The 6,412-nt window shown below is 69.7% G+C and carries 5 protein-coding genes; 1 reads left to right on the forward strand and 4 read right to left on the reverse strand.

The window, feature by feature from the left end:
• Nucleotides 1-160 precede the first annotated feature (160 nt).
• The 4 genes from ON34_RS21110 to ON34_RS21125 all read right to left on the reverse strand — a co-directional run bounded on the left by ON34_RS21110 (nucleotide 161) and on the right by ON34_RS21125 (nucleotide 5,521).
• Entirely contained in the window at nucleotides 161-2,689 is a 2,529-nt protein-coding gene (locus ON34_RS21110) for an ABC transporter permease (RefSeq protein WP_040781921.1), read from the reverse strand.
• A 34-nt stretch (nucleotides 2,690-2,723) separates the two neighbouring features.
• Nucleotides 2,724-3,497, reverse strand: coding sequence for an ABC transporter ATP-binding protein (locus tag ON34_RS21115; RefSeq protein ID WP_051022934.1), 774 nt, complete (start codon nucleotides 3,495-3,497; stop codon nucleotides 2,724-2,726).
• An 87-nt stretch (nucleotides 3,498-3,584) separates the two neighbouring features.
• Nucleotides 3,585-4,499 carry a serine hydrolase gene (locus ON34_RS21120; protein ID WP_040781923.1) on the reverse strand — a complete coding sequence of 305 codons (915 nt, stop codon included), beginning with the start codon at nucleotides 4,497-4,499 and terminating at the stop codon, nucleotides 3,585-3,587.
• A gap of 146 nt (nucleotides 4,500-4,645) precedes the next feature.
• Entirely contained in the window at nucleotides 4,646-5,521 is an 876-nt protein-coding gene (locus ON34_RS21125; RefSeq protein ID WP_040781926.1) for a LysR family transcriptional regulator, read from the reverse strand.
• Nucleotides 5,522-5,687: 166 nt separating this feature from the next.
• Here ON34_RS21125 and bla point away from each other — a divergent pair.
• The coding region (gene bla / locus ON34_RS21130; RefSeq protein WP_040781928.1) for a class A beta-lactamase at nucleotides 5,688-6,412 on the forward strand (725 nt) is incomplete at its 3' end.

Below are 6,412 nucleotides of genomic sequence, written 5' to 3' on the forward strand. Positions count from 1 at the left end.
CTCGGCGAAACCCACTGCCACACCGGATTCCTCGCGCCGTGCCTGTCATCCTCGCACGAGGGTGGCGAACACGACGGGCAACGCAGGACAGTCCGCGCGCGGGCCGGAAGCCCCCCGATGAACCCGTGCGGCGCACAATTATGATGCGCCGCACGGGCTTTCAGAGGTCGGCGATCGCCGCGAGCGGCGGGGTGCGCGCGGCGCGTATCGCGGGCCAGAGCGCGGCCAGCACCCCGACGACGGCCGAGCTGACCAGGACGAGCACCAGTTGCGTCCACGGGATGGCGATCTGGTCCAAGCCGAGGTCGCGCAGGGTGCGCAGGAAGCCGACGCCGAGGCCCAGGCCGAGCAGCATGCCGACGATCGCGCCGAATACCGCGATCAGCATCGACTCGAGATAGATCGTCCTGCGCACCTGCATGCGCTGCATGCCGACCGCGCGCAGCATGCCGATCTCCCTGCGCCGCTCCACGACCGACAGCGCGAGCGTGTTCACGATGCCCAGGATCGCGATCACCACCGCCAACGCGAGCAGGCCGTAGAGGATGGCCAGCAGTGTGTTGATCTGCCTGCCCTGCGCGCCCTTATACTCCTCGCGGTCCTGCACCTGCACCACGACGAATTGCTCGGTCGCCTTCTCCAGGTCGGTGCGCATCTCGGTGATGTTCGCGCCCGGCTTCGCCTTGACCAGCACCAGGAAGTTGGTGCGGAAGTTGAGCGGAACCACCTCGTTGTAGACGGCTTGCGACACCACCATCGGACCGAGCAGCGGAGTGTTCCGGTACACGCCGGTCACCGTGAGCGTGACCTTCTTGCCGTCGAAGCTGGTCAAGCTCACCGGTTCGCCCACCTTCCATCCCCGCTTGTCGGCCTCGTCGTCCGACACGAGCAGGTCGCGGTCGCCGAGAGTGTTGCCGCCGCGCACGATCTCGTAGTTCAGCACGCTGTCCAGCGGCCCATCCGCGGACGCGGCGAACACCTGCTCGTTGCCGATCTTGAAACCGGCGCCGCGGAGCCCGACCGCCTCGGCCACCCCGGGCACTTTCGTGCGGGCCGCGTCGGCCGCGCCGAACGGCACCCCGAGCAACTGCGGACCCGCGAGCGCGTAGTCGGCTCGCACCCCCTTGTCGATCAGCACGCCGACGCTGGCCTTGGCCGACGCGCCCAGCATGCCGATCGCCGAGACCAGCATCAGCCCGAGCGTGAGCGCGAACGCCGTCGCGGCGGTGCGCCGGGGGTTGCGTGCCGCGTTGTTGCGCGCCATGTGGCCGATCGACCCGAACGGCCGAACCAGCACCCCGAGCGCGGCTACCACCGGCCGCGACAGCGCGGGTCCGGCGAGCAGCACCGCGAAGATCAGGCCGAGCGCGCCGACGCCGACCGTCGCGGCCGCCGTGCCACCGGTGCGTTGCGCACCCAGCACGACGAACGCGGCACCGAGCACGGCGAGCACCACCCCGATGATGGTGCGCACGCGCAGCGACTCCCCAGTGGACGCGAACTCCTCACGCATGGCTTGCACGGGTGGAATCCGCGCGGCACGGCGTGCGGGCGCGTACGCGCTGACCATCGTCACCGCGAGACCGACGAACAGCCCGACCAGGATGGTGCGCGGCAGCACCGCCATCGATCCGGTCGGCAGCCCCAAGTCGAAGGCGTTCAACACCGCCGACAACCCGAACGCCAGCCCGACGCCGCCCGCCAGGCCGATCGCACTGCCGATCAACCCGATGACGAACGCCTCGGCCACCACCGACCGGCCGACCTGCTGACGACTCGCGCCGACCGCGCGCAGCAACGCCAGCTCACGCAAGCGCTGCGCGACGATCATCGAGAAGGTGTTGTAGATGATGAACGTGCCGACGATCAGCGCGATCGCGCCGAACGCGAGCAGGAAGTAGTTGATGAAGTTGAGCGCGTTGGAGACTTCCTTCTTCAGGTCGGCGCGCACCTGATCGCCGTTCTGCACCTTGTAGCCGGGCAGATCCCGGCCCAAGTTGTCGCGCAGTTCGTCGCCCGGAATGCCGGTGGCCGCCAGGTCCACGTAGGCGACGTGCATGCCGTCGGTGAACAGTTTGCGCGCTTGGGTGTCGTCGAACAGCACGCCGATGAAACCGCCGGTGTCCGAAGGGACTTCGTAGATCCCGGTGAGGGTGACGTCGATGGGATCGGGCTGCGACGGGATCAGGATCTTGGTCCGGTCGCCGATCTTCAGCCCGGCCCGCTCGGCACCGCCGGTGTTGAGCGCGATCTCGCCGGGGCGCGCGGGCGGGACACCCTGGGTGAACTTCTCCGGCTCCGCGACCGCCTTCTCCGGCGGCAAGTAGGACTGGCCGAAAGTGGGCGCTCCCCCGGTCTGCACGGCTTTCTTGCCCGCCGGGTCGAGCAGCACCACCGGCCCGTTCACGCTCGGAGCCACCGTGCGGACGCCGGGGTATTTCGCCAGCTCATCCACGACGTTGTTCGGAATGCCCTGCGCCTGACGCTCTTTCGGACTCACCCGAACGTCGACGCCCTTGGCCTGGTTGGCGAAGATGCCGTCGAAGGTGCGCTGCAACGTGTCGGTGAACACGAACGAGCCCGCGATGAAGGCCGTGCCCAGCACCACCGACAACAGGGTCAGGGCAAGCCGCACCTTGTGCGCGGCGAGATTGCGCAGCGCCACTTTGCGCATCGGACTTCCGGCCATCAGCCCCACCCCCGGATTTCCCGCGACTGCCCGATCACGCCTGCTCCAACGCTTTCATCCGGTCCAGCACGGTGTCGGCGGTGGGATCGCGCATCTCGTCGACGATGCGCCCGTCGGCCAGGAACACCACGCGGTCGGCGAACCCGGCCGCGTGCGGCTCATGCGTGACGATGACGACCGTCTGCCCGAACTCGTACACCGCGGCGCGCAGGATCGACAGCACCTCCTCCGAGGCGCGGGAGTCCAGGTTGCCGGTCGGCTCGTCGCCGAAGATGATCTCCGGTTTGCCCGCCAGCGCCCGCGCGCAGGCCACCCGCTGCTGCTGGCCGCCGGACAGCTCGCTGGGCCGGTGGGTGAGCCGGTCGGTCAGGCCGAGCCGCTTCAGCACCGTGTCCAGCCAGTCCTGATCGGGCTTGCGCCCGGCGATGTCCAGCGGCAGCGTGATGTTCTCCAGCGCCGTGAGCGTCGGCACCAGGTTGAACGCCTGGAACACGAAACCGATCCGGTCCCGGCGCAGGCGCGTCATCTGCTTGTCGGACAGGGTGGTGAGGTCGGTCTCGCCGATGCGCACGGCGCCGGACGTGGCGCTGTCGAGCCCGGCCAGGCAGTGCATCAGGGTCGACTTCCCCGATCCGGACGGGCCCATGATCGCGGTGAACTCTCCCTTCGCGAACTCGGCCGACACCGCGTCCAAGGCCGTGACCTGGGTGTCACCCGATCCGTAGACCTTCGTCAGTTCGATAGCGCTGGCCGCGACATCGGTCGCGACCGCCGTGTCGGCGGTGTCGCCCAAGGCTTGCGAAGTCATGCCGTCCAGTCTTACCGGGATCGTGTCCACATGCCATCAGGGAAGACCCCGAGTCTGCTCGGTTTTCGCGACGCCCGCTGGGGGACCTCACTCCTCTGGGAGAGGGCGGCGAAGCTCGGTGACGGCGATGCGGGCGGTCTCGGCGATGGCGGCGTCGACGACGGGCAGGTGCGGGTCCGAGCGCGCCGCGCGGGTGAAAACCGCGACCGCGACCGGATACTCCCCGGGGAACTCCACCACCGCGACCTCGTTGCGGATCACGCCGATGGTTCCGGTCTTGCCCGCGACCGACACGCTGCGGTGCGGGAAAGCGGCGGCGATGCGATGCGGCCAGACCTGGCAGCGCATGACGCCGCGGACGAACTCGGTCTGTTCGGCGGACAGCACCGAGCCGCTCCACAGGGCGCGGAGGAACCGGGTCATTTCCTCCGGTGTCGTCGCGCTCGTGTAGGAGGGATCGTAGGCCGACACCGACCACGCGTCGTCGTTCTCGGCCAGGATCGCGAACGCCTCGGCGGTGGTGTGGGTGTCGGTGTCGCGGACCAGGCTGCGGTGCAGGTCGGCAGTGCCGCCCACGATCCTGGTCTGGGTGAGACCGAGCTGGTCCAGCAGTTCCTCGACCGCGCCGAGACCGGTCGCGCCGAGCAGGACATCGGCCGCCGCGTTGTCGGAGACGGTCATCATCGAGGTCGCCAGGTCGCGCAGGCTCATGGTCACCGGGTCGCGCATGACGGCGATGCCGGTCGGGCCGGGCGTGCAGTCCGACGGGGTCACCGTGAGCCGGGCCGTGGGATCGATGCGCCCGGCGTCGACGCAGCGGCAGAACGCGACGAACAGCGGCAGCTTGTACACCGACGCCACAACCACCCGCTCTCGGCCTCCGATGGAGATCTCGGCCGCGGAGTCGTCGCAGCGGCGGGCGTGCAGCCAGCCGGTGCATCCCGCGTCGGCGAAGACGGCGCGGATCCTCTCCTCGGCGCTGCGTCCGCCCGTCCCCGTCACCCGGTAACCGCCCGACGAGTCGCCACGCGATGCCTTTTGCCCGCCAGTCACCCGACCACTACCCCTCAACGAGTCGCTACGCGACGCTTTCTGCCCACCCGTCACTCGACCACCACCCGTCAACGAGCCGCTACGCGACGCTTTGCTCATTGGAGGCGCTCCCGGTACAGCACCCGGTCCACCGCATCGGCTTGGGCGTCGGCTCCAGGACGGTGGACGACGCGCACGCGCAGGGCCACCGCCTGCGGCGCTATGCGCAGCCACGTCACGCCCGGCGCGGCGGACGGCGGAGTCGCCGTGAGCCCGAAGCTCGTTCCGGCGGCCACCGCGGCGAACACGGCGCGGTCATCGGGCGCGGGCACTGTCGGCGCGTCCAGGCCTCGCTCGCGCAGCAGGTCGAGCACGGTGTCGAAGGCGGGCGGGTTGGTGGCGCGCGGCGGATGGGCGAAATTCAATCCCGCGAGCATGGGGAAGGTGGGGCGTTCCGCGTCAGCGCTGCGGTGATCCGACGGCACGACCAGCCATCGCGGCAGCTTGACGACCGGGCGGGCCTCGACGCCGTCGACCAGTGCCGGATGCTCGATCACCGCGACATCGCAGAGACCGGCGCGTACGTCGGCGACCAGGTCGACGGTCGCGCCCACCGTGGTCGATACCGCGGCGTCCGGGGCCACCACGGTCCGCAGTGCGCCCACGCAGGCCGTGACCACCCGGTCGGGCAGTGCCGCGGTCGCGCCCCAGTGCACGGCGCCGTGGGCGTGCGCGATGCGGTGCGACTCGGCGAGCAGGCGCTCGGCGTCGTCGACGAGCAGTCGAGCGCGGGGAAGCAGCTGGAGACCGGCCGAGGTGAGCACGGCTCCCTGGCGGGTGCGGTGGATGAGGTCGACGCCCAGGTGCCGTTCGAGCCGCCGGAGTCCCTGGGACAGGGGTGGCTGGGTCATGTCGAGCGCGGCCGCCGCCCTGCCGAAGTGCCCCTCGTCCGCGACGGAGACGAAGAAGCGAAGGTGGCGGATCAGGTCCATGCGGTCATTGAACCAGTGGCGTTCCGGATGGTGATTTCGTCGCCCGGCGGCGGTCTGCGCCGGAACACCAACCGTGCGGGCGAACCTGCGGTGATATCGAAATGAACTCGTCCGCGCTGGAGTCCGGTATTGGCGTGTGCCGCTGTGTCGATGGTGTGGTGCAGCGGTGACCTTCGCACCATTCGCTCCCCCGCTCCGTCGTCGCCGACTTCTCACCGCCGCGGCGGTGGCCGCGCTGACCGCCGTCACCGCCGCGTGCGGGTCCGGCGGCGATGCGCCCGCGAACCCGAGCACCACGCCTGCTGCCGCGACACCGTCTTTCACCGAGATGGAGACGAACCACGCTGCGCGCCTGGGTGTGTACGCGATCGACACCGCCTCCGGCCGCACCGTCGGCCATCGGGACGGTGAGAGGTTCCCGATGGCTTCCACGTTCAAAGGTCTCGCGTGCGGCGCTCTGCTGCGCGACCATCCGCTGTCGACGGGGTACTTCGATCAGGTGATCCACTATTCCCGCGCCGATCTCGTCGCGAATTCGCCGGTGACCGAGAAGCACGTCGACACGGGCATGACCGTCGCCGAGCTGTGCGACGCCACGATCACCGTGTCGGACAACACCGCGGGCAACCAGGTGCTGAAGCTCTTGGGCGGCCCTGCGGGTTTCACCGCGTTCCTGCGTTCCATCGGCGACAACACCTCCCGCCTCGACCGCTGGGAAACCGAACTGAACACCGCCATCCCCGGCGACGAGCGGGATACCACCACACCCGCGGCGCTCGCCGCCGACTACCGCGCCCTGGTCCTCGGCGATGTTCTCGGCGAGCCCGAGCGTGAGCGATTGAAGTCGTGGCTCATCGCCAATACCACCGGGGACAAACGTATCCGCGCCGG

This window comes from Nocardia pneumoniae NBRC 100136, assembly GCF_000308755.1.
In the GTDB taxonomy this organism is placed as follows: domain Bacteria; phylum Actinomycetota; class Actinomycetes; order Mycobacteriales; family Mycobacteriaceae; genus Nocardia; species Nocardia pneumoniae.